Source organism: Pseudomonas sp. 65/3-MNA-CIBAN-0223 (assembly GCF_040310425.1).
Lineage (GTDB): Bacteria > Pseudomonadota > Gammaproteobacteria > Pseudomonadales > Pseudomonadaceae > Aquipseudomonas > Aquipseudomonas gregormendelii.
The window spans coordinates 1-23,214 of the sequence record NZ_JBEOPV010000033.1; the positions used below are offsets into that span (position 1 = coordinate 1).

14 protein-coding genes and 5 pseudogenes are annotated in these 23,214 nt (G+C 50.5%); 11 read left to right on the forward strand and 8 right to left on the reverse strand.

The window, feature by feature from the left end:
• Window positions 1-122: 122 nt before the first annotated feature.
• Both AAEZ09_RS26520 and AAEZ09_RS26525 read right to left on the reverse strand, forming a co-directional pair.
• Window positions 123-458 (reverse strand): ComEA family DNA-binding protein, encoded by a 336-nt coding sequence (locus AAEZ09_RS26520; protein WP_350601376.1) that lies wholly within the window; start codon window positions 456-458, stop codon window positions 123-125.
• Window positions 459-571: 113 nt separating this feature from the next.
• Window positions 572-2,566, reverse strand: coding sequence for a polysaccharide biosynthesis protein (locus tag AAEZ09_RS26525; RefSeq protein WP_350601399.1), 1,995 nt, complete (start codon window positions 2,564-2,566; stop codon window positions 572-574).
• Between the two features lie 512 nt (window positions 2,567-3,078).
• Here AAEZ09_RS26525 and AAEZ09_RS26530 point away from each other — a divergent pair.
• The 9 genes from AAEZ09_RS26530 to AAEZ09_RS26570 all read left to right on the forward strand — a co-directional run bounded on the left by AAEZ09_RS26530 (window position 3,079) and on the right by AAEZ09_RS26570 (window position 15,409).
• On the forward strand, window positions 3,079-4,065 hold the full coding sequence (locus AAEZ09_RS26530) for a glycosyltransferase family 2 protein (protein ID WP_350601378.1): 987 nt from the start codon (window positions 3,079-3,081) through the stop codon (window positions 4,063-4,065).
• Window positions 4,066-4,536: 471 nt separating this feature from the next.
• Window positions 4,537-5,088, forward strand: coding sequence for a dTDP-4-dehydrorhamnose 3,5-epimerase (gene rfbC / locus AAEZ09_RS26535; RefSeq protein ID WP_350601379.1), 552 nt, complete (start codon window positions 4,537-4,539; stop codon window positions 5,086-5,088).
• On the forward strand, window positions 5,088-5,915 hold the full coding sequence (locus AAEZ09_RS26540; protein WP_350601380.1) for an ABC transporter permease: 828 nt from the start codon (window positions 5,088-5,090) through the stop codon (window positions 5,913-5,915). Before rfbC ends, AAEZ09_RS26540 begins: the two co-directional genes overlap by 1 nt.
• Window positions 5,905-7,257 carry an ABC transporter ATP-binding protein gene (locus AAEZ09_RS26545; RefSeq protein WP_350601382.1) on the forward strand — a complete coding sequence of 451 codons (1,353 nt, stop codon included), beginning with the start codon at window positions 5,905-5,907 and terminating at the stop codon, window positions 7,255-7,257. Before AAEZ09_RS26540 ends, AAEZ09_RS26545 begins: the two co-directional genes overlap by 11 nt.
• Window positions 7,250-11,602 (forward strand): glycosyltransferase, encoded by a 4,353-nt coding sequence (locus tag AAEZ09_RS26550; RefSeq protein ID WP_350601383.1) that lies wholly within the window; start codon window positions 7,250-7,252, stop codon window positions 11,600-11,602. The genes AAEZ09_RS26545 and AAEZ09_RS26550 overlap by 8 nt, the downstream gene beginning before the upstream one ends.
• Window positions 11,603-11,651: 49 nt before the next feature.
• Window positions 11,652-12,650 (forward strand): glycosyltransferase family 2 protein, encoded by a 999-nt coding sequence (locus AAEZ09_RS26555; RefSeq protein WP_350601385.1) that lies wholly within the window; start codon window positions 11,652-11,654, stop codon window positions 12,648-12,650.
• The gene (locus AAEZ09_RS26560; RefSeq protein ID WP_350601386.1) at window positions 12,647-12,988 is read left to right on the forward strand and encodes an EamA family transporter; all 342 of its coding nucleotides are present in this window, start codon (window positions 12,647-12,649) and stop codon (window positions 12,986-12,988) included. The genes AAEZ09_RS26555 and AAEZ09_RS26560 overlap by 4 nt, the downstream gene beginning before the upstream one ends.
• Before the next feature lie 54 nt (window positions 12,989-13,042).
• A complete protein-coding gene (locus AAEZ09_RS26565) occupies window positions 13,043-13,465 on the forward strand; it encodes a hypothetical protein (RefSeq protein ID WP_350601387.1) in 423 nt (140 codons plus the stop codon).
• A 123-nt stretch (window positions 13,466-13,588) separates the two neighbouring features.
• Entirely contained in the window at window positions 13,589-15,409 is a 1,821-nt protein-coding gene (locus AAEZ09_RS26570; protein WP_350601388.1) for a hypothetical protein, read from the forward strand.
• A gap of 310 nt (window positions 15,410-15,719) precedes the next feature.
• Here the strand turns inward: AAEZ09_RS26570 and AAEZ09_RS26575 are convergent.
• A pseudogene (locus AAEZ09_RS26575) lies at window positions 15,720-16,352 on the reverse strand (transposase); the annotation flags it as partial.
• 87 nt (window positions 16,353-16,439) lie between these two features.
• Window positions 16,440-16,786, reverse strand: a pseudogene (gene tnpB / locus AAEZ09_RS26580) (IS66 family insertion sequence element accessory protein TnpB).
• 97 nt (window positions 16,787-16,883) lie between these two features.
• Between tnpB and istA the strand changes: the two are divergent.
• Together istA and istB are read left to right on the forward strand one after the other, a co-directional pair.
• A pseudogene (gene istA / locus AAEZ09_RS26585) lies at window positions 16,884-18,374 on the forward strand (IS21 family transposase).
• A 19-nt stretch (window positions 18,375-18,393) separates the two neighbouring features.
• Window positions 18,394-19,149: pseudogene (istB, locus tag AAEZ09_RS26590) on the forward strand (IS21-like element helper ATPase IstB).
• Window positions 19,150-19,418: 269 nt separating this feature from the next.
• Here the strand turns inward: istB and AAEZ09_RS26595 are convergent.
• From AAEZ09_RS26595 to AAEZ09_RS26610, 4 genes and pseudogenes are all read right to left on the reverse strand, one after another.
• A pseudogene (locus AAEZ09_RS26595) lies at window positions 19,419-20,138 on the reverse strand (IS256 family transposase); the annotation flags it as partial.
• A gap of 140 nt (window positions 20,139-20,278) precedes the next feature.
• A complete protein-coding gene (locus AAEZ09_RS26600; RefSeq protein WP_350601390.1) occupies window positions 20,279-21,289 on the reverse strand; it encodes an MraY family glycosyltransferase in 1,011 nt (336 codons plus the stop codon).
• Window positions 21,286-22,248 (reverse strand): UDP-glucose 4-epimerase family protein, encoded by a 963-nt coding sequence (locus AAEZ09_RS26605; protein WP_350601391.1) that lies wholly within the window; start codon window positions 22,246-22,248, stop codon window positions 21,286-21,288. Before AAEZ09_RS26605 ends, AAEZ09_RS26600 begins: the two co-directional genes overlap by 4 nt.
• Window positions 22,245-23,168 (reverse strand): glycosyltransferase, encoded by a 924-nt coding sequence (locus AAEZ09_RS26610; protein WP_350601392.1) that lies wholly within the window; start codon window positions 23,166-23,168, stop codon window positions 22,245-22,247. Before AAEZ09_RS26610 ends, AAEZ09_RS26605 begins: the two co-directional genes overlap by 4 nt.
• Window positions 23,169-23,214 lie beyond the last annotated feature (46 nt).

Consider the following 23,214-nt stretch of genomic DNA (forward strand, 5'->3'; position numbering starts at 1 on the left):
ACCTCCAAGTCACCAGCGAGGCCACCACAGCCAAGCTGGTTGCGCTTGCGCGCAACGCGCCATGCCTGGCGCACATGCAAAAAGGCCGGTCAATGACCGGCCTTGCAAGCTCGCTGTTAAGCTTAGTTCACCACCAGCCTTTCGCGGTTTTTATCCAGGATCGCCTTACCAATCCCTTTGACTTCGAGCAATTCGTCCACCGTAGCGAATGGACCGTTCATATCACGATACGCAACAATGTCTTGGGCTTTCGCCTCGCCTACCCCTATCAGATCACGCTGAAGAGTGATGGCGTCAGCCTTGTTGAGTTGAACCTTGGGTGCCTGCGGGTCGGGAGCGATTTGCTGTGTTGCGCTTGGCGCGGCAGTCTCGGCTTTCGGCGCAGGGGCCGCGTGGGTGGTGAGAGAGAGGCTGGTGAGGAGTGCAAAAACCAGGGAAGAAAAATAGCCAGTACGCATAGTTGAAGCTCCATTTCATCGATTTGGGAAAGCAGCTTCTCCGAAGCTGCCTTCCAAATTTAGGCGATGTATGGAGCCTGTCAAAAGTGTGTCTGTTGCGGGATGTGAAACAATCAGGGTTCGAGCCGGCGCTGTTGGTAAATCCAGTCGACGATCTCACCGTCGGGGGTGTAGCCGCTGACGGTTTCGCGTAGGAGTTGGCGGACGCGCGCGTAATCATCCTGTTCGACAGCGTTCAGAAGATCCGTCAACTTTACCTTGAGTATGTCCCAGGAAAGGTAGTCCTCAGTCGCACTCATGATCATGGGGTGCTCGGTGGCTGATACGTTATCGCCAATCAACAATTCCTCGTAGAGCTTTTCGCCTGGACGTAGGCCGGTGAACTCGATTGAAATATCACCCTGAGGGTTTTTATCCGACCGAATGCTTAAGCCGGACAGGTGGATCATCTTCTTAGCCAATTCGACGATCCTGACCGGTTCTCCCATGTCCAGCACGTACACTTCCCCCCCCTGTCCCATAGAACCCGCCTGAATGACCAACTGCGCAGCTTCGGGAATGGTCATGAAATATCGGGTAATTTTGGGGTGGGTTACTGTCAGGGGACCACCGGATCTGATCTGGCGATGGAACAGCGGGATAACTGAACCTGACGAACCCAAGACATTGCCAAAGCGGACCATGGTAAATTGAGTCTTGTTCACCCGAGAAACGTTGGCCTTGTCACCGAACAGAACCGGAGCGAGTTCGCGACTCAGGGCCTGCAGTGTCAATTCCGCGAGACGCTTGGTACTGCCCATGATATTGGTCGGTCGTACCGCCTTGTCAGTGGAGATCAACACAAAATTGGCGACCCCGGACTGAAGGGCAGCTTGGGCGGTGTTGAGCGTACCAATGACGTTGTTGAGTACGCCTTCAGCAATATTGTGCTCGACCATGGGCACGTGTTTATAAGCGGCAGCATGATAGACAGTGTCCACACTCCAAGTCTTCATCACGTCCAGCAGCTTGTGCGGATGGCGAACCGATCCGAGGATCGGAAGCAGCTGGATTGAAATGGACTCACGATCAACGCGCCGCTCAAGTTCCGAGAGAATGCTGTAGAGATTGAATTCGCTGTGTTCAAACAGAATAAGCGTGGTAGGTCCTAGAGAGAAAATCTGTCGGCAAAGCTCTGAACCAATGGATCCTCCGGCTCCCGTCACCATTACCACCCTGCCCCTGATGCAATGCGCGAGCAAGTCAGGTTGCGCTGGCACAGAGTCGCGACCCAGCAAGTCGGCAATGTCAACCTCCTGAATGTCTTCTACTTTGACTCGCCCACTGGCTAGATCAGTGAAATTAGGCACGCTACGTATGTGAAGAGGGAACCCCTCAAGCAGATTAAGAATTTCTCTGCGACGCGCACGGGTTGATGAGGGCAACGCCAACAGAATTTCCTGCGCCCCGGTGACATCAATCATCTGTTGAATGTGCTTGGGTTTATAGACTTGAAGTCCGGAAATAGAGCGATCGGAAATGCTCGGGTCGTCATCGATAAACGCTACAGGTCGCATAACCTTACCCATGCGCAACGCCGCAACAAGTTGGTTACCCGCCACCCCGGCGCCATAAATCGCGACTTTGGTGAGGCCGTCATCACGACTGGTAAACGGTACATGCTGGGCTGCGGTGAACCAGTCCCCCATAAAATACTGACGCATGCACAAGCGAAGGCCACCGATAATAACGAGGCTCAGCCACCAATAGTTGAAGATGATCGAGCGCGGAACGACGGCTTCGTGGTTGCTGTACCAGTACACGACCACGGCAAGAATCAAGGATGACAGACTGACGGCCTTGATGATGGCGATCAGTGCATCATTGCCAAAATAACGCATCACTGCGCGGTACATGCCAAAGCGAATGAAAAGCGGTATCCCGATGACCGGAGCAAAAGCAAAGAGCCAGAGATGAACCCTCAAAGGGTTATACATGTCGTCAATACCGAGGCGCACGATAAACGCCAACCAGAGCGCCACCCATACCAGCACAACGTCGGTAGCGACCTGAATCAGTCTCTTCTTCCGGCGAGGCAGGCCAAGCAAAAAAGCTCTGAGTCTATCCATACCATCCTCGAACACTATTTCCGCTCCCAATCTCGGACATTGCTTCAGTGTACCTGTACAGGCCCTTCGCTCGCATGAAAATGCCAGTTGGTCCAAGGCGTTAACACTTCCAACCTTATCAACAGTCAACCAAAGGCCAAAGCGTCATTATACTGACCGATCTGGAGGACACGGTCACATCTCAACCAAGAAAAGTCGTCCCACCCCAAAAATTTCTGATAGCACGGGGATTTCGGTAAGCGCGTTTAGCTTCACGCTGTCAAGAAAATGGAAGCATGGAAGCACTGAAACGCCTCGCTTTAGATCGCAAGGAGCGGCAGAAGTGCCACTGACAAAGACTTTCCACACGATCCCCCTTAAAATGTAGTGTCTGAGGTCAATTTCACGAAAAACGATGACGGTACACTGCCGCAAAAGCCGCTTCTCACCAGACGCCATCTACCGAGACTTTATACTCCAGACGTTTAATCCATACTGAAACCCAGATGGCTCGGTAACGCTTGAGATCAAGAATGAACACGCAGCCACATCGCTCCAACCTTAGCCACCTTTTTAGTGAATCGGATGCGATCGACACGTCCCGCGCCAAGGTTGCCATCTTGCTTTGCACATTTAACGGCTCCCGGTTTTTAGGCGAGCAGCTAGACTCATTCGTAAGACAGACACATAAAAATTGGGTTGTCTACGCTTCTGATGATGGCTCGAGCGATGAAACATTATTATTGTTGAAAGACTTCCAGAAGACGCAAGGGAAGGACCGCCTGATTCTGCTCAATGGCCCTAACCAAGGGTTTGCAAAAAACTTCCTGTCTTTGATAAAAAATCGCTCCATCATTGCAGACTACTTTGCCTTCAGTGACCAAGATGACATCTGGTTCGACGACAAGCTCGAACGCGGTCTTGCCAAAGTGGGCAAGGTGCAAAATGTTCCAGCACTGTACTGCTCAAGAACGCGACTGATCTCAGCCGACAAGCGACTAGAAGGTTACTCCCCACTGTTCACAGCAGCACCTGCATTCGCCAATGCGCTGGTTCAGAGTATCGCGGGGGCAAATACCATGCTCATCAACTCGGAAGCCCGCGAATTGCTTGCTCACACGCCTGATGACGCGGAAATCGTTGCACATGATTGGCTGACCTATCTTTTAGTCACAGGGTGTGGCGGAACCGTTTTTTACGACCCGTTGCCGACCCTCGACTATCGTCAACACAGCGACAACATCATCGGCGCAAATAACCGCTGGAGAGACAGGGTGGTTCGCCTAGGCAAGATGTGCACAGGCAGATTCAGGCAGTGGAGTAGCCAAAACCTGCTGATTCTGAAGGGTTTCAGCGAGAAACTCACTCCTCAAAGTCAACAGACCATGGCCAGATTTGAGCAAGCTCGAGATAGCGCGCTGATTAGACGTATATTTCTGATGAAAAAATCGGGGGTCTACCGTCAGACATCACCAGGCAACATTAGCCTTTTCATCGCAACATGTCTGAACTGGATCTGATCGCCGGCTCCGAGGCACCCTCCCAGCTGATACGGCCCGTGGATGCCCTTGCGGCTGACATATGGTAAGGTGCCGCCCGCCTACGGCGAAGAGGTGCTGAAGTCGTCGCGCCTTGTAAATCGACGACAATCCGCCGTTAGTCGCGTAGCTGAACTCTCGGCGTTTCAGCTTGCCTGATCATGTCTCCAAGGTTCCTGAACCCAATACGGATTAGACTTCGATACACTGAAGGAACGAAATGAAGCCAGACAAGGGGATTTCCCATTGCATCGGCCGGTGGTAGAAAAGTATGCGTGATATCAGCCTCTTCGACCGTTCATCAGCACGCCGCGAACAGCAGGTGAGATTTAACTCGTCAGCGTTTTCATTTACCACTTCGGTAACATCATTTAAATCTTCAATGCCATTGCCAACGCGCCTTATTCAGATAGGCAGCGAGGCTATTTCACGCCCTTTCCTGGTTGAAAATCTATGACTGTCAAAACAACACCGCTCGCCATTCCGGAAGTCATCCTGTTCGAGCCAAAAATCTTTGGTGACGAACGCGGTTTTTTTTATGAAAGCTTCAATAAAAAGACCTTCGATGAAGCGGTAGGCCGCGAGGTCCAGTTCGTCCAGGACAATCACTCCAGCTCGGTAAAGGGCGTACTGCGCGGTCTCCATTACCAGATCAAACAACCTCAGGGCAAGTTGGTCCGTGTGACCGTGGGTGAAGTATTCGACGTCGCTGTTGACCTTCGCAAAAGCTCCCCAACCTTCGGCAAATGGGTCGGGGCTTATCTCAGCGCAGAAAACAAACACCAGCTTTGGGTGCCTGAAGGGTTTGCCCATGGCTTCGTAGTTCTGTCGTCGAGTGCCGAATTCTTGTACAAAACCACCGATTACTACGCACCTGCCTACGAACGAAGCCTGGCCTGGAACGATCCTGCCGTTGGTATCGATTGGCCAATAACCGAGGAGCCTACTTTGTCTGCCAAAGACCAGGTTGCCGCCCTTCTGGCGAACGCCGAGGTATTCGCCTAGTGAATCCACATCTTTCCCCGGCAAGCGGACCGGCAAGCCTAGTCAAAAGCTTGTGGCACAACCGCCAACTTATCGCGCAGATGACCACTCGTGAAGTAGTCGGGCGCTATCGTGGCTCAGTGATGGGGTTGGCTTGGTCCTTCTTTAACCCGATATTGATGCTGGCTGTGTATACCTTCGTTTTCTCCGAGATCTTCAAGGCCCGCTGGGTAGGCATGGATCCGGGCAAAGGTGGCTTTGCCATCCTGCTGTTCGTGGGCATGATCGTCCATGGGCTGTTTGCCGAATGTGCCAACCGTGCACCGTCGCTTATCCTCACCAACGGAAACTACGTCAAGAAGGTCGTTTTTCCTCTGGAGATCCTCCCTGTCATTACACTGGGGTCGGCCTTGTTCCACAGCGGCATCAGCCTGGTAGTCCTGTTGATCGCCCAAGTGATCCTGACGCATACAATGCAGTGGACCGCCCTTCTGTTCCCGCTGATTCTGGTACCCCTGCTTATGGCGACACTGGGCTTTAGCTGGTTTTTGGCATCCCTAGGCGTATTTCTGCGGGACGTTGGTCATGTCATTGCCGTGCTGACTACCGTACTGCTGTTTTTGTCACCCGTGCTGTATCCGGTTGCTGCGCTTCCCGAGGTCTATCAACCGTGGCTTCGACTTAATCCGCTAACCTACATCATTGAGGAAAGCCGTAACGTTCTGCTTTTTGGACATATGCCTCAGTGGGACAGCCTGGGCATGGCGATGATTATCGGTGCACTCATTGCCGTGGCAGGGTTCTGGTTCTTCCAAAAAACACGAAAAGGGTTCGCTGATGTCCTCTGATAATGTCGCGATCAGCGTACAAAACATCTCCAAGTGTTTTTATACCTATGACAAACCCCGCGATCGTTTGAAGCAGGCAATCATGCCGCGCTTCCAGCGATGGATTGGTGACGAGATCACCACCTATGGCAAGGAATTCTGGGCGCTTCGCGACATCAGCTTTGAGGTAAAAAAAGGCGAAACAGTCGGTATCGTAGGTCGTAACGGCTCTGGCAAATCCACGCTTCTGCAAATTATCTGCGGCACACTGACGCCTACGACCGGTTCGATCGAAACCCGGGGACGTATTGCTGCATTGCTGGAACTTGGGTCTGGATTCAATCCAGAGTTTTCGGGACGTGAAAACATCTACCTCAACGCTGCATTACTGGGCTTGACCAGGGAAGAGGTAGACAATCGTTTCGATGCGATCGCAGGGTTTGCTGACATTGGCGAGTTCATCGATCAGCCTGTCAAAGCGTACTCAAGCGGTATGGCGGTAAGGCTGGCGTTCGCGGTTCAGGCGCAAGTAGATCCCGACATCCTCATCGTGGATGAGGCGCTCTCCGTGGGCGACGCCCGATTCCAGGCCAAGTGTTTTGAACGCCTGCGACAACTCAAAGACAACGGCACCAGCATTTTGCTGGTGACCCACGCCAGTGAACAGGTGGTCACTCACTGCTCGCGCGCGGTTCTGATCAACCAAAGCAGAATCGAACTGATCGGCGAGCCTCGGCCGGTCGTCAACCGCTACATGGATATCCTCTTCGGTCGCGAAAAGCGTCCGGGAAAAAAAGACGCTCCCGAGCCGTTGGCTGAACTCCCTGCCCGATCTGCAGAAACAGTAAAACTCAGCTTCGAGCAAGACGCCTATGCCAGTCGGCCGGGTTACAACCCCCATGAGTATCGCTGGGGTGATGGCGCAGCAGCGCTGCTCGATTTTCATCTGAGTGCAGCAGGTAGCGACTACCCGAACAGCATTGAATCGGGTGACGAAATCGAACTTAATCTCGCGATTCAATTTAATCATATGGTCGTCAGTCCGATTCTTGGTTTTACCATCAAGACCAAGGAAGGGGTAACGGTCTATGGTACCAATTCATACCTGCTTGACTGCGAATCTATCCAGACGATTGGTTCGGCAGGCACGCAAGCTACCGCCTGCTTGAAGTTTGTTAACCGACTGGCGACAGGTGATTACTTCATTTCCGTAGGAGTCGCCTCCAGGTCCGGTGAAGATATATTGCCTCACGACCGACGCTACGACTCCATTCACTTTGTCGTAGCGCCCACTCCACAGGTACTGGGCTTGATAGATTTAAGTGCCTCCTTGGAAATAAAATTGGTAACTGAAAATGTTTGAACTTGATCGCTACGGGTATACCCGCGACGAACAGACCGGCGTGTGGGTACGTTCTGATTACCAAGGCATCGCTTACAGCGATGGTGATGTAACTGAAAACAAACTCGCCAAGATTATTCGCGATGCCGCAGACGTGTCCGTTCTTTCTGAAGAGCTGCCACAACACTGCACCGATTGGGCAACGCTTTACCATCTGAGCTCTATACGTGGCAACATCCTGCGCCCTTTCGAACACCTTCTCAAAGGTAAGGTCCTGGAAATTGGTGCTGGCTGCGGCGCCATCAGCCGCTTCCTTGGCGAATGCGGTGCCCAGCTGCTAAGCCTCGAAGGCAGCCCGCGACGCGCCTCCATTGCCGCCAGCCGCACTCGCGGGCTGCCGAATGTGACCGTTCTGGCAGAGCGTTTTGACGACTTCAAAACTGAAGAGCAATTCGACGCCATTACGCTCATCGGTGTATTGGAATACGCCAGCATGTTCAGCGCTGATGTCGATCCTGCGTATGCCATGCTCAAACGCATTCGCGGTTTGCTCAAACCCGATGGGCATCTTTTCATTGCGATAGAAAATCAGCTTGGCTTGAAATATTTCGCCGGTGCGCCGGAGGATCATGTCAGCGTTCCAATGTATGGCATCGAAGGTCGATACTCCGCCGGCCAGCCAAAAACGTTTGGTCGCAAAGAGCTGGCGCGACTAATTGAACGAGCCGGATTCAAGTCTTCGACTTTCCTGGCCCCAAGCCCTGACTACAAACTACCAAACTCGATCATCACAGAGGCCGGCTTCGATTCGAACGAATTCGACGCCGCAGCCCTTGCTTGGCAAAACGTTAAAAAAGACCCACAACTACCCGAAGTCACACATTTCAATCTGGAAAAAGCCTGGCCCGTCGTCATCGATAACGATCTGGGCATGGATTTGGCCAACTCATTCTTGGTCGCTGCTTCCTGTACCGGAACAACCCCTATCTCTGAGACGGTCCTAGCTTACCATTACAGCACCGGCCGAAAGGCTGCCTACTGCAAGGAGTCGCTGTTCGTCAAGTCGCCGCAGGGTATAGAAGTCCAGTATCGGCGTTTGGGAAGCGAAGAAGGCACTGAGCAGAGCGATACGTTCAAGTACGTGCTCCCGGAAACGGATGCTTACGCCAAAGGGACGGTCTTAAGCCTGTCGTTTTTGGAAACGGCAAATACGATTGATTGGACACCCAATAGCTTCAGTCCTTTTGTAGCCTCTTATCTCCAACACTTGAAAGTGCTCCTGGCAAAGGAAGGGAATACCTTTGATCTTGCAAACATCACCGATCTATTGCCGGGGCGATACATCGACGCTGTACCCCAAAATATTGTTATAGATCGGGACGGAAACGCGTCCTTAATCGATGTTGAATGGGAAATGTCTGAGGGAGTAGAGCTAGGGCATCTTTTAATGCGCGCTCTGTTACTCCTGCTCGCATGTGCAAATCCCCTGTCTGCCAGCGCTTCAACCCTGAGCAGACAGGCGTTCATTATCCAGGTATTGGAAAGTGTGAGCCTCGACATCACACCTGAAGACCTTGAGCGTGTTATTGTCAAAGAGGCTAAGTTTCAGGAAAAAGTAACCGGGCGTCACATCACCAATTTTCTCGACTGGTCCCCTGAAAAAACAATCTATACGTTTGGCGCCCCCCAAATAAAGCAACCACGCGCAACCCTTTATTACAGCGACACTTCAGATTCGTTTTCAGAAAGCAAAACTATCAGCCAAGAAATACGAAACGGTGCACAGATACTTGTTTTTCCGTTGGCTACGATTTCCCCTGAAAGTGTTGTATTGCGGTTTGACCCGACCGATGTTCGACAGTCTTTTTCCATTCGTCAGATGAAGATTACCCGCAACACCGAAACCGTTTGGTTGTGGCAAGGGGAGCAGGAGAAAAATTCTGGCGTAGTGAAATTTATAAGCGTGGACACAAGTGCACTCTACCTTTCAATCAACAGCGACCCGCATATGGTTTTGCCTGTTGATCTCTCGACAATCGGAAGTCTTGACCAGCTAGTACTGGAAATAGACTTGACGCTACTTATGGATGAGCAGATCGCTCAAGAGATTACCGTGCTTAATGAAACAGCATCAAAAGAATTGGCGACCAGTCTGATAAAACCGCTGGAGTTTGAACTGAAAGAAGCGAAGTCAAAATACGCAGAATTAAAGCAGTCTGCTCATGAGCAGCTCCTGCTACTAAATCAAAAAACGCACGAACTTGAACTTCTAAAACTTGACAAAACCCTAGAAGAAGAAATTAAAGACAAAAACGTACAAATCCAAAACTTGGAAGGCAAACTTACGCTACAGCAAGTGCAAAAAGATACGCACATTCACAATCTAAACTTGCACATTATCGGCATGCAAAGCTCCACGAGTTGGAAAGTGACAGCGCCCTTGCGCAGATCGATATTGCTCTTGCGCCGCTTGCGGAAAATGCTTCGTGTATTACCCTCTGCCATCAGACGCGGTGGCGGTATTCAGAGTACTGTGCAAAAAGCCTTGACTGTATGGAAGATCCACGGCACTGCGGGCGTGATAGCACGACTGAGATGGCTGAATGGCGCGAACGAGCACGCGTTTGTCGGACAGGAAATGCGCGAAGTTCCGGATCGCCACGACTATACGAGATGGGTCGAGTACTACGACACCCTTGATGATAATGGTCGCTGGCGCATAAACGAAGAAATCAGAAAGTGGGCAAACAAGCCTCTGATCTCAATCATTATGCCTGTCTACAATCCACCGATCGATTTGCTTCGCGAAGCCATTGAAAGTGTTAAGGCCCAGTTGTATACAAATTGGCAGCTTTGCCTTGCAGACGATGCATCTACCAAACCAGAAGTACTTGCATATCTCAGATCTTTGGCCGACGAAGACAGACGTATAAAAGTAGTTCTTCGTTCAGAGAATGGACATATTTCCCGCGCCAGTAACTCTGCGCTTGAAGTAGCCACAGGGCAGTATATTGCACTGATGGATAATGATGATCTACTGCCTGAGCACGCACTTTACTGGGTTGCTCGCACTGCCATCGAGAATCCAGACGTAGGTGTGATGTATTCAGATGAAGACAAGATCGATACCGAAGGAAAAAGAAGCTCACCTTATTTCAAGTCGGACTGGAATGAATTTTTGTTTCGGTCGCAGAATATGATTTGCCACCTCGGCGTCTATCGTCGAGACCTGGTCGACACTGTTGGCCGATTTCGACCTGGGTTTGAAGGTGCCCAAGACTACGATCTGGCGTTGCGGTGCGTAGAGCAATTGCAAAGAGAGCAAATCATCCACATTCCCCGTGTGCTTTACCACTGGCGTATACATGCCGGAAGCACTGCAATGGCAGGAGATGAGAAACCTTATGCTGCCTTAGCGGGTGTAAAAGCATTGGATGAACATTTGCAACGCAAAGGTGATATTGGCAAGACCGAACTGTTGCCGATGGGGATGTACCGCGTTCACTATCAGCTCCCTGAACTGCTGCCTTTGGTTAGTCTCATTATTCCCACTAGGAATGCTCACGGGCTTGTCAAACAGTGCATTGACAGCATCAAAGAGCTGACGACCTACCCTCACTATGAAATTATTTTGATCGATAATGGTTCAGACGACCCCGCGTCACTTGAGTATTTTGCTGAGATCGCCAAGGAGGAAAACATTCGCGTAATGCGTGATGACGGCCCTTTCAATTACTCCGCATTGAATAACGGTGCCGTACGCGAAGCCAAAGGCTCACTGATAGGTCTGATCAACAACGACATTGAAATCATCACCCCCGAATGGTTGGATGAGATGGTGTCGATCGCCCTGCAACCAAACGTCGGAGCCGTGGGTGCACGTCTTTGGTATCCAGATAACCGCCTACAGCATGGCGGCGTTATTATCGGTGTAGGCGGTGTGGCTGGGCACTCACATAAATATCTGCCGAAAGGTGATTACGGTTACTTCTGTAGAGCCGGGTTGATTCAAGAGTTTTCTGCAGTGACCGCAGCGTGTTTGATTATCAAAAAGTCAACATTTGATCAAGTCGATGGGTTGGATGGAGAACACTTGAAGATCGCATTCAATGATGTCGATTTCTGCCTGCGCGTTCAGGAAGCTGGCTATATAAACGTATGGACCCCATTTGCCGAAATGTACCACCACGAATCAGCTACTCGTGGTCAAGAAGATACACCAGAAAAGCAACAGCGCTTTATGAAAGAAATTACTTATGTTCAAGCGCGCTGGCCAAACATCCAGCGAGATTATGCATACAACCCTAATCTCACACTGGACCATGAGGACTTCGGTTTAGCTTGGCCACCAAGGGTAAAAATTTAGATCACTACATACTTAAATTATTTAGCGCGTTTCAATAGGCTAGTGAAAAATGATCTTAAATCATAAAATATCTGTCGTCATTCCTTGCTACAAGGTAAAAAAACATATCCTCACTGTAATCAGGGATATGATTCCAGAAGTTGACAAGATCTATATAGTAGACGATTGCTGCCCGCAGCATTCGGGACAATATGTTGAAGACAACTCTACAGACCCGCGAGTCACTGTTTTAAAAAACCCCGAAAATCAAGGGGTAGGCGGCGCAGTAATGACCGGCTATGTTGCCGCAATCGCTGATGGCATGGATATTATCGTAAAGGTTGATGGCGATGGCCAGATGGATCCTTCGTTAATACCTTCATTCGTTTTCCCTATTATTAACGGCGAGGCAGATTATACCAAAGGAAATCGCTTTTTTGATCTTGAGGAAATTCGTCAAATGCCAAAAATCCGACTTTTTGGCAATGCCGCATTATCTTTCATGACTAAACTATCCTCCGGATATTGGGACCTATTTGATCCAACAAATGGGTTCACCGCGATACATACAGATGTTGCAAAGCACCTACCAATGAAAAAAATTAGTCGTCGATATTTTTTTGAGACAGATATCCTTTTTAGATTAAACACATTGCGTGCCGTTGTTATAGATGTCCCTATGGATGCCAAATACGATGACGAGGTAAGCAATCTAAAAATATCCCAAGTAATTGGCGAATTCTTTTTCAAGCACATTAGAAATTTCGGCAAAAGAATTTTTTACAACTATTATTTGCGTGACATGTCGTTAGCTTCAATCGAATTGCCTCTAGGGATTGTTATGTTTCTTCTAGGCTCTACATTTGGCTTGACTCATTGGATCACCTCTTTTCAAACAGGAATACCTACTTCTGCTGGAACAGTAATGTTATCTGCACTTCCCGTAATACTCGGAACTCAGTTCATTCTTGCTTTTATTGGCTATGATATACAATCAAACCCAAAAAGACCGTTTCATTTAAGGCAACGCACTCTACAAAAATCCACTAACGGCACTACGCAAAAATGACATATTTTATCGCGATCATTTGTGTATTCGGCATTGCAGCAGGACAACTGTTGTTTAAATTGAGCGCTATAGCACTACATAAATCCGAAAATATTTTTGACCAAAAACTATTGATCACACTATTCAGCGCCTTTGCCTTATATGGAGTTACGACCATAGCCTGGGTTTGGGTTCTACAAAAAATCGAGCTAGGAAAAGCTTATCCCTTGATGGCACTTGCTTTTGTATTAGTGCCTATCGGTAGTTATTTTATTTTTGGCGAGCGATTCCAACCTCAGTATTTCGTTGGAGTCACACTAATATTTTTAGGAATTATTGTAACGCTCCACTCTTCTTAAAAATATGATAAGGATTTTTATACTTACAACTTTTTGAGAGCTTCGAGTTTAATCATGCATAAGCTGCTAGCACTATTTCTGGTTTTTTCTGCCGGCTGGACATTCTCGTTGTACATTGCTGCAATTTTTAAATTAGGCTTAGAAAACGTGCTAGTCATTGCACCTTTCGTCATAGGATTGATGCAAATTGCTTTTAGTCATCTCACAAAGCTTGACTTGAAAAACGCCCTTAAAAATAAAAATTTCACCAGAAAAGTACTGAAATTCGATAAAAACAGTTGTGTACCTACTTGGTCATGGATCAGTTTTTGCGTGATATCCTCGGTTTTTTTCGAACATAGAAAAAACCCGTTTTTTCCTGGTCGTCCTTCCTGCCAATATGACAATACTGTAAAACGTGCTTTTATCGTTGAACGCAGGCATGATCGTAATTCTCAACAATTTTTCGAGCGACATAATGGAATTTGTCAACGTTAACCATTATATTGGAAAGTTAAACACCGGAAATTATTAATATGTGCGTCAACATAAGGCATCTTCTTCGCACACATAAAATTAAATTTCTAAATCACACTAAAAACCAGGTATACGCCCGATAAAATGACAAAAAAGAAAGTACATCTAATTAGAGGCATAGAGACAGCATACCTAGCATTGACGCTAGTAGTGTTAAATCTTGCTGCCATTGCTACAGTTTCGATGAGTGTCGGACTGGACCATTCAAAAGCTATTGCGTTTTTTGGAGCGCTTACATTTACGGCAATCTGGCTCTACTCTAGAACACTCAAACTAGATGCACCGAGCGAAGAAGTAACAAATAATCCTCTCTCAAATATTGTTGGCTATACGACAATTGTCGCAGCCGGCTTAATAGTTTTATATACTTATTGGAACGGGGGAACTCTACCAGCTGATGACCCTGTCGCAATCCCTACATTTTCGCAAATAATAGACATCAATAGAACTTTAGTTGAATACTACGTAAAAGGTACTTCAGGACACAGTTATCCACCTGGCGCACCTATACTATACTCTTATATATTAGGCTGGCTTCCACCGATCGATGCGTTACTTGCATTCAAAACTATCAATATTGTCTCACTCTGGTTAATTCCGCTGACTTGGGCGTGGCTTTGGGCAAAACATCTCCCATTAAATATATCAATGGGAGTATGGATAGCCATCTGCTATTTCGTATTTTGGGGACTAGATCAGACTATAGGTTTTTCTCTTCCCTTCGCGGGAAAAAACGCTTTAATTATTGGCCTGTTTATCACACCTGCTCTCGTTGACGTTGTGATTGATTCGTCCAAAAAAAAATTACTATGGCTAATTACTCCGGTCGCCTTTTTTGGTTTAATTTTAATAAACTATTCATTGCTACACGTTGTCGCCGTACTTATCTTTGCTTTCCTAATTCCTGAGATTCTTAAATTACCTAAAAATATAAAATCTTATTTAAAACTATCTTACATTTTTATTACCACAGCTTTACTCGTATACGTAATTCTCAATGAGGCTATTTCCGACCCAAGAGCAGGCGGCGTAGACTTTTATCCAATTCAAGGATTGCTAGCCGCTTTCGAAAATTTCGTTTCGAAATCTTCAACTGTTATAATTTACAATGATGCTAATTTTGGATTATCCCACTCTTACTATCGTGGCTTATTTTTCTCATATTTTTGGATAGCAGCGCTATTTTCGTCACTATTAATAAAATCATCTCAATTGAGAAATGCATTGATCGGTTCTTTGCTTGCCGTAATAGTGACTGTCAGTTTCGGCTTCAAAGCTCTACCCGCAGCGATGACTTTGGATTATGCGAGATGGATCCTCTGGCCGATACAGGCAATGGCCTATGCCATAATTGTCGGCGCCATGATAAAAATTTACTTTCATACCAAAAATCAAAAAATAAAATTGTTTATCGCGACTTTTTTTATAATATCCATAGTTTTTCTGACGCAGAATATTTACCAAAATACGCTTGTATTCAAGGATACTGTTAACTCTCAGGCAATCACCAGAGGGGATCTAGGTGGTCTGAGGGCCGAGCTTCAAAATTTCAAAGCGAAAGATAAATGTATTTTGCTCACCAGGTCCACACTCAGTTCTGACAAGCTTTCAGCCAGTCAAAACGACACTAGGTACAAGTACGCTGAAGTTGTTAGCGGCTGTAAGTTCGGAAACGGCTCTTGGGTCAACGCTGGTTCCGCAGAATTAAGAGAGCTGGGAGGTTTTCCAAATTTAATTAAGCTCCAAGAGATGATCAAGTCAGCCAGCGTTATAATGATTGACGAAAATGAAAATATTAAGAACTATTTAGATCAGCTCAATGCAAACGGCGAAAAAATTAGCACATTGGTACTCGAGAAAAAAGGTACAAAAAGCTCTGTTCTACTACAAGATAGTAAAATCTGAATTCATTCGAAAGTACCTTTCAGGGGCCTCACTGAGAGTGTTAATTGTGTTGGTGCCGATAACGGCCTGCCGCTAGGCAGGCCTAAATTTCACTAGGTCGGCTTGATGAATCGTAAGCACTCCATAACCCCCACATTCAACGCTCTGAGCTGATGCCGGATGCTGTTCCCGATTCTCTCAGGAGCCAACTCGCCATGATGCGACCGGATGCCAAAGTCGAAAAGTGTATCTGTACCCCAAGCTGGTCGACTTCCGAAAATGCATCGACGAATTGGCTGCGCTGGTCAAGCTGGATATTTAAGTCGCAGTATTTGATTATCCAGCGCGCCAAGGTTTGGCGCGGGATATCTACACCGTTTCGACCTAACACCCTTTCAAAGCGGTGAAGCGGCAGCCGTCCACATATTTGATGGTCAGTAACATTGTCAGCACACTGGGACTCGCCACGCTTTTTCGATCCCTTGCGCGGGTATATCACAGGTGACCGCGGCCGTTCGCAGTTGCAGCAGGCGTAGACTTTGCGGATATGTTTGATCACGCGGATCTGCATCGGCACCATCTCCAGCTGTTTGCTGACCTCCTCACCGATGGTGAATTTGCGGCAACCGCAAACGCAGGCCAGTTCATGCTCAGGCAGTTCGTGGATGATTTCTGAGCGGGGCAAGTCGGCAGGTAAAGGCTTGCGCTTGCCACGACGCTTGGACCGCGCAACCTCTTTTTCATCTACGTCTTCGGCGACGAGTTCGGCAAGACTTTCGGCTTCGTTGAACAGAGCCAACTGCGGAGTTGCCGGATCGATTGTCTGCTCAGATTTACGTCCGAAGAGGCGCTGACGTAGCAGCGCGTTTTCTTCCTCGAGATGGACGACCTTCGACTGCATCTGAGCAGGTATTTGCTTGAGCGCAGCCAGGTCATCGGGAAGGTTGTCAGGCATGGAAATAATGCCGCGGATTATGCCGAATCAGGCGACAAATCGAGGCGTCAAAACTTGCTGAAGACTATTACGCCACAGGTCAAAACCGTCGAGCAGCTAGTTCACCTCCTGGACGGTCAGAACGATTGCTCCGCCGCTGGCATCGAGCGATGTTTTGAAACGCTCAGACTCCAGGCGCTTGAGCCAAAGACAAAAGCCGATGCGCTCCCAATACAAAATCTTCATGCGTTGCGGGATTTGTTGAGGAAAGCGAAAAGCATCGGATCGGACACTGCCACTTTTATGTCCAGGTCGACCAAGGCAGCCAGGCCGTCGATAGATTTTCGAAAGTCGACGGTGGGGATTCGATGCGCACTTGGACACCCAGTCCACGAACACTTGGACAGCGATTCCACGAACACTTGGACAGCGATTCCACGAGCACTTGGACAGTGATCTCTCACTGATCCGACCCAAGCTCAGGCAGGCAGCAGCGCAGGATTATTCACTACCATCGACCTATTTTCTCGAAGCGAAGAGGTCGTCGTGGAGCGTATTTCCATGCGTAAAATCCGAGAGGTACTACGCCTAAAGTTCGACGCCGGCCTGTCCGTGCGCAACATTGCTACCAGCCTGCGCATTAGCAGCGGTAGTGCCGGCAATTACCTGCACCGCTTCAATGCTTGCGGGCTGACCTGGCCCACGCAGTTATCGGACGCAATTCCCGCCAGCGCCGACGGTACCCAGTGATCAACGTCCGATGCCGGACTGGTCTCATGTCCATGCCGAGTTACGTCGTCCCGGCGTCACCCTGGCCCTGCTTTGGCAAGAGTATCGGCTCACCCACCCGCTAGGTTTCCAGTACAGCTGGTTCTGCGAGCACTCTGGGCCGCGAAGATCGATGTGGTCATGCGCCAAGAACACCATGCCGGCGAGAAGCTGTTCGTTGATTACGCCGGCCAGACCGTGCCAGTCATTGATCGGCGAACCGGCGAGATCCGCCAGACGCAGATCGTCGTCGCCGTCCTCGGCGCGTCCAGCTACACCTTCGCCGAGGCCACCTGGTCGCAGGAACTGCCCGACTGGCTGGGCTCGCACGTACGCTGCTTTGCCTTTCTCGGTGGTACATCGCAGATCCTGGTACCGGACAATCTGCGCAGCGGCGTTACGAAAGCGCATTGTTACGAGCCCGATATCAACCCCAGTTACCGCGACCTAGCCGAGCATTACGGCGTGGCCGTGTTGCCTGCCAGATCTCGCAAGCCTCGGGACAAAGCCAAGGTCGAAGTCGGCGTGCAAGTGGTCGAGCGCTGGATCCTGGCGGTGCTGCGCAACCGCCAGTTCTTCTCGCTGGGCGAACTCAACACAGCCATCGCGCTGCTGCTGGATCGCCTCAATCAGAAGCCCTTCAAGAAGCTGCCCGGCTCACGCCGGTCAGCCTTCGAGAGCATCGACCAACCAGCGCTGCAAGCTCTGCCGGAACACCCTTACGTCTACGCCGAATAGAAAAAGGTGCGAGTACATATCGACTACCACGTCGAGGTCGATGGCCATTACTACTCGGTGCCGTATCAGTTGGTGAAGCACCAACTCGAAGTGCGGCTAACCGCTAACACCGTCGAATGCTTCCACGCCAACCAGCGGGTGGCCAGCCATCTGCTTTCAGCACATAAAGGCCGCCCCCCCCCTCAAACCGAGCACATGCCCAAAAGTCACCGAGAACATGCCGAATGGACGCCGCAGCGACTGATCCACTGGGCAGAGCAGACAGGCCCGAATACGGCCGGCGTCATCGCCTACATCCTCGAACGCCGGATCCATCCGCAGCGCGGCTTCCGCGCCTGCCTGGGCATCCTGCGTCTGAGCAAACAGCACGGCGAAGAGCGTCCGGAAGCCGCTAGCCAGCGAGCGCTGGCACTTGGCGCGTGCAGCTACAAAAGCCTGGAATCGATCCTGCGCCAAGGCATGGAGCGGCTACCGCTGGCCAAGCAAAACCTGCCGTTACTGCCCGAAGAACATATCAATCTGCGCGGCCCAGGCTACTACCACTGACTGAAAAAGGAGCATCAAAATGCTGCCCAACCCAACTCTCGATAAGCTGCAAACCCTGAGACTGAACGGCATGATCAAGGCGTTTGGCGAACAACAGGCAACGCCTGACATCAACGATCTCAGCTTCGACGAGCGCCTCGGCCTGATGGTCGACCGCGAGCTGACCGAGCGCGAAGACGCCCGCCTGACGACTCGCCTGAAAGCCGCACGACTGCGCCATAACGCCTGTCTGGAAGACATCGACTATCGCAGCCCGCGTGGCCTGGACAGGGCCTTGATCCTGCAACTGGGCAGCGGCCAGTGGCTGCGCGACGGCCTGAACCTGATCATCGGCGGCCGAACTGGCGTAGGCAAAACCTGGATCGCCTGCGCGCTGGCTCACTAGGCCTGCCGCGACGGTTATAGCGTGCGTTATCTGCGCTTGCCGCGCTTGATGGAAGAACTGGGCCTGGCCCACGGCGACGGCCGCTTCGCGAAACTGATGGCGGGTTATGCCAAGACCGACTTGCTGATCCTTGACGACTGGGGGCTGGCACCGTTTACCGCTGCGCAACGGCGCGACATGCTTGAACTGCTGGACTACCGTTACGGCAACCGCTCGACGCTGGTGACCAGCCATATGACGGTGGACAAATGGCATGCGCTGATCGGCGATCCAACCTTGGGCGATGCAATCCTCGACCGGCTGGTGCACAACGCTTATCGGATCGAACTGAACGGCGAATCGATGCGCAGACGCGCAACGAAATTGACGGCGACAGAGACTTCAGATTAACAATGCAAACTTACGTCGCAGCGCTCCGACTGCCTATCCAAGTGGACGTGGATCAGGTGTCCAAGTGAGCATGGAACGAGTGTCCAAGTGATCGTGGGCTGAGTGTCCAAGTGTCGTGGAATCCGCAGTCGACGGGCTTGGGGTAGAGATAGATTTTGTCGACTTTGCCGTCGGGGCGCATCATGAGGTACTGGCTCCTTCGTGAATCGGGAGCACAGCATCGAGGATCAGTTAATCACCTTGAAAGTCGGGTTCTTGGAGCGGTGACGAAACACTGCGCTCAAGGCTTCGGGCCATGCCCTTAAGTCCGTCCGTGACCGCAATCACAACGTCCTCAACTCCGCAGGTCTTGAGGTCGTTCAAGACTTTCATCCAGAACCTGGCGCCTTCAGTGGTCTCAAGCCAGATACCCAAAATATCCCGGGTGCCTTCTGGTAATACGCCTAACGCCAGCTAGATAGCTTTATTGCAAACCAGCCCTTCATCACTAACTTAGACCGGCAGTGCGTCGAAGAAACTCACCGGGTACACGGACTCAAGCGGACGTTGTTTCCAAGCCACTTTCCTGTTCCAAAACAGCATCGGCAGCCGAGCTGATGAAGTCATGGGAGACGTCTTTTGCATACTGCTCAGACAGGAATGGGCGAATCTCACTCACCGTCATGCGACGGGCGTACATGGCAACGATCTTGTCATCAAAGCCGGTAAAACGGGGCTCGTGCTTTGGGATCAGAAGCGGCGCAAAGCTGCCGTCGCAGTCTCTGGGGATATCCAAGCGAAGTGGGCCGTTATAGTTCAGCACAGTCGCTGATCTTACCGTTGCGTTGGCTGCTCGACTCCTCAGGGCGCTCCGCGCCCTGAGGATAGCTAAGGTGGTGGCCGAGCTCGGCACCCAAGGCTCGTTGGATCAGGGCCCTCTTGACTGCCATCGGAGCATCCTGAATAGCTTCGGCACTCATCGGGCGCCTGATGAACTGGTCGATCAGCATGGGAATGGAGCGAAGGACGCGCTGGGGCCTCACGGGCCGGTTTCTTTGGGACTGTCAGATTTTTTGGTTGCATACATGTACCTCTTCAAGAGGTTATGCCCAAACACAAACTTATTACATTTCCTCCTCGGAAGCGTATTTTAATACTCAGTCTTTCCCGCGCTCATCTTCCAAGCCATTAAACATAACGGAACATACGCCACTACAATGCCAATCAACCAAGATCCTCCCAAACCCACCCATAACGCCCACGGCATTAGCCAGCCAATATTAATGGCTACGATGGATAAAGTGATGACCTTATGGCTTTTAAAATGTTTTGAGGCCAGTTGATAGGCATGACTTCTATGGGCCTGGTATATTTTTTCACCCCTGAACAGCCGCACAAAGAGTGTCCAGGTCGCATCGACGATAAATACTCCCAATAGAATCAGCCAACTCCAAAGCAATTGCGGTTCTGTCCATGCAGCCTGTATTGCTAGCGCTCCTAGTACGACCCCCAAGAAGCCGCTACCGGCATCTCCCATAAAGATACGAGCAGGAGGGAAATTCCAGAATAGAAATCCCGCTACGGCTGCCACCAATATCAGGGCCCCCCAAACAAGCTCTGCGCAGCCTGAAACCCAATAAACCACGCATATAGCGAGGCAAACACTGATCGCTTCAGCACTTGCCAGGCCATCTATACCATCCATGAAGTTATAGAGGTTTAACATCCAGACTAAGTACACCGCGGCTAAAATACTTCCGAACCATCCCAAATCAACAGCGATGCCGAAGAACTCGATTGGCGGTAAACCTTCCAACCAGAAAAGCGCCCAGGCTGCAGCGATAAAATGCCCAAGCAACCGCCATCTAGCAGGAATATGCCCGTGGTCATCGATGAAACCAATAACCGCAACGAGCAGACCGGAGCCGAGCAGAGCGTACAGAGCAGAGGTGTCGAGCAGTCCTAAACCGGTGAGGATGGGCAGCGCGACGAGAAATGCAGCAACGATTGCAACCCCTCCTCCACGCGGCGTAGGTACAGTGTGAGAACTACGTTCGTTTGGAATATCCATCAGGCTCTTGGCCAAAGCATAGCGACGCAAGACGAGCGTCAACCCCCAGGAAACAGCAAACACCGCGAATAACAACCACCAAACCATCATTTCGTTTGTCTTTCCTGATAGTAGCCAGCGGTCTGCCGCAGGGCTTTTTCCATATTGACGGGGGGTGTCCACCCCAGCAGTTGGCGATTTTTACCAATATCGACTTGTAGTGATCCACATATGCGCCTTACCACTGCCTGCTTTCCCAGCACAGCTGCAGCTAGCATCAGCAAACACTCAGGCAGTGGCAAGAGTCGTGCAGGCTTGCCCAGCGCCCTGGCTAGACGGCGGAGCAATTGCGGCGTGGATAAATCCTCGCCATCGCTGACCAAAAAAGTCTGATTGGCGGCTGCAGGATGATCAATACAAGTGACGATGAGACTCACAAGGTTGCCGATCGCGACAAGGCTTCGTTGATTGCGAATGGCGCCTAACGGCAAAGGGATTCCTTTACTGAGGGCATTCAGCATGCTCAGAAAGTTGGCTTTTACCCCTGGGCCATAGACCAATGGCGGACGGATGATTACGACCTCCATGCCTGTATCTTTGCCCAATTTCTTCAGTAACTCTTCAGCCTCGTGTTTGGAAACTCCATAAGGACCTGATGGATTAGGGGTGTCATCCGACATGAAAGGTTTGCCCGTGATTGTGCTTTCACCGTTGACCTTGATTGAGCTAATGAAAATGAATCGTTTTACCCCCGCGTCCGCGGCACGCTGGGCCAACATCAGGGTGCCCTCGACGTTCACCTTGCGGAACTCGGTCAGCGCGTCCGTCGCCGTTTCGGACATGACGTGCACTCGGGCCGCCGCGTGAATGACTACATCGATATCAGTAAGCACTGGCAAGGTCTGAGCATCTGTAAGGTCGAAGGGCACTACCGGACACAATCCGTGCAAGCGGGATGCACCGCGGACCGCTGCGACAGGACGGAACTTCTTATCTACCAACAGTTTGAACACCAGCGCCTCGCCGACGAAACCACTCGCTCCGGTTATTAATATCTTTGCGGCGTTCATTGAGCTTTATTTCCTAACAACGCGGTGGCCCAGCAAATACAAAAGAAGAAGACTTTGTCGCGCGTTCGGCGCCTACATTGGCTCGCGCTGAGCGACAGCTTAAACAATTGCCTCCGGCGTAAGGGCAACCAACTTTTTACGAACGGGTCATCTTCCTGCCCCACCAGTAAGGCGATGGTCTTAACCTGAGTGAACCACCATCCATCATGAATGGTTTTAAAACGAGAGAGCAGTGAAAGGAACCCAGCGTTGGCACCGACCTGGTTATGCTCGTGCTGGCGATACTCGATGGACGGTAACGGATCGATGTACCAGTGATAGCCGTGGCTGCGGGCAAAAGCATAGATGTACCAATCATGAAGACTCACCGCCTGCAAGGCATGCCAGTTAGCAAGCATCGAGGTTTTAAGCGTTTGCGCGAATGGCTGGCTCATCACGTAGCTGCAACCGGGTCCGGCTGCTTCGAATAGATAATCCCAAGCGACCTGTGGCTGGGCCTTGTCCAGCAACTGTGTTCGACCGTCCGGCCAGAACGCCGTGACGTTACTGGAGTACGCGTCGACATGGCGGCTTACGATCATCCCAGTCGCGCGCTGCAGTTTGTCTGCGTGCCAGATGTCATCTTGGTCGGCGAATGCGATGAAGTCATACGGAGCAAGGTCGACATCACGGATCAAGCGGAAAAAGTTGCGGGCAGCGCCGCCGAACTTGCCGACCTTAGGCAGCACAATGACGTTCGGATGCGCAACTGCGTAAGCTGTGCACCAGTCTTCGGTACCATCGGTCGAGGGATCGATGCTGATACAAACCGTCACGTCGACAGCTGACTGGCTGAGGATCGAGGCTAACTGCTCCTCGATCCACCGCATACCATTGTAAGCGGCCAGCAAAACCGCAACTCGGGGATGTTTCACTGGCATGCCATTCCTGCTTGCACTGGTTAGAAGCTACTGTTCGAAAGTTTTA

Coding starts and splice junctions, on each gene's coding strand:
- AAEZ09_RS26520 (WP_350601376.1), bottom strand. CDS start 458: ATGCGTACTGGCTATTTTTCTTCCCTGGTTTTTGCACTCCTCACCAGC.
- AAEZ09_RS26525 (WP_350601399.1), bottom strand. CDS start 2,566: ATGGATAGACTCAGAGCTTTTTTGCTTGGCCTGCCTCGCCGGAAGAAG.
- AAEZ09_RS26530 (WP_350601378.1), top strand. CDS start 3,079: ATGAACACGCAGCCACATCGCTCCAACCTTAGCCACCTTTTTAGTGAA.
- rfbC (WP_350601379.1), top strand. CDS start 4,537: ATGACTGTCAAAACAACACCGCTCGCCATTCCGGAAGTCATCCTGTTC.
- AAEZ09_RS26545 (WP_350601382.1), top strand. CDS start 5,905: ATGTCCTCTGATAATGTCGCGATCAGCGTACAAAACATCTCCAAGTGT.
- AAEZ09_RS26550 (WP_350601383.1), top strand. CDS start 7,250: ATGTTTGAACTTGATCGCTACGGGTATACCCGCGACGAACAGACCGGC.
- AAEZ09_RS26555 (WP_350601385.1), top strand. CDS start 11,652: ATGATCTTAAATCATAAAATATCTGTCGTCATTCCTTGCTACAAGGTA.
- AAEZ09_RS26560 (WP_350601386.1), top strand. CDS start 12,647: ATGACATATTTTATCGCGATCATTTGTGTATTCGGCATTGCAGCAGGA.
- AAEZ09_RS26565 (WP_350601387.1), top strand. CDS start 13,043: ATGCATAAGCTGCTAGCACTATTTCTGGTTTTTTCTGCCGGCTGGACA.
- AAEZ09_RS26570 (WP_350601388.1), top strand. CDS start 13,589: ATGACAAAAAAGAAAGTACATCTAATTAGAGGCATAGAGACAGCATAC.
- AAEZ09_RS26600 (WP_350601390.1), bottom strand. CDS start 21,289: ATGATGGTTTGGTGGTTGTTATTCGCGGTGTTTGCTGTTTCCTGGGGG.
- AAEZ09_RS26605 (WP_350601391.1), bottom strand. CDS start 22,248: ATGAACGCCGCAAAGATATTAATAACCGGAGCGAGTGGTTTCGTCGGC.
- AAEZ09_RS26610 (WP_350601392.1), bottom strand. CDS start 23,168: ATGCCAGTGAAACATCCCCGAGTTGCGGTTTTGCTGGCCGCTTACAAT.